The sequence below is a fragment of the Burkholderia sp. YHN3-13 genome, from assembly GCF_055810675.1.
Window position 1 is genome coordinate 1 of the sequence record NZ_JBVVNQ010000101.1, and the last position, 551, is coordinate 551.

Genomic DNA, 551 nt, shown 5'->3' on the forward strand with positions numbered 1-551 from the left:
CCGGGCCGCCCCCGAAGGAACCCATTCGATCACGTCGCCGGCTGATCACCGTCCGAACAGGGTGGGGAATTTTACTTCGACACTTCTGGGGAAATTACGTCCGAGGTTGACACGCATGGCTTCCAATCGTTGGGGAAACCGGTAACTCACGCCGTCAACACGGTATCGGCTCCACGCTTACGGCTCAAGCACCAAGGCGCTGGATCTGTCGCAACGCAACAACGCGAAGTGTTGCCCGTCTGCACCGAATAGGTGCGCCGTTAAAGGCAGCTGTGCCAAACGAGTGACATTGGCGCCGAGCGCGCGGGACGTCAAACCAAGACCGCGTGCGGCCAGCACTAGGGCGTTTTCGTCGAACGGACTCTGCGGCAGGGCAGCGTCATGCCGAATCTGCGCGGCGGCCGCGGTCAAGCCGTGAAATCGTGCGAGGAAGACAAGGCTGCGTATTTCGGCGAACGTGATCAGCGATTTCGGTTGAACGTGATCAGTGGTTCCGATTGATGGTGATCGGCCGTTTCGGTCGAAGGTGATCGCTGATCACCGGTTTCCGA

1 protein-coding gene is annotated in these 551 nt (G+C 59.7%); it reads right to left on the minus strand.

Annotated features, from left to right (window positions below):
- Positions 1-177 precede the first annotated feature (177 nt).
- Positions 178-531, minus strand: a complete 354-nt coding sequence (locus AC0KUR_RS38100) for a cysteine peptidase family C39 domain-containing protein (RefSeq protein WP_473377419.1) — start codon at positions 529-531, stop codon at positions 178-180.
- Positions 532-551 lie beyond the last annotated feature (20 nt).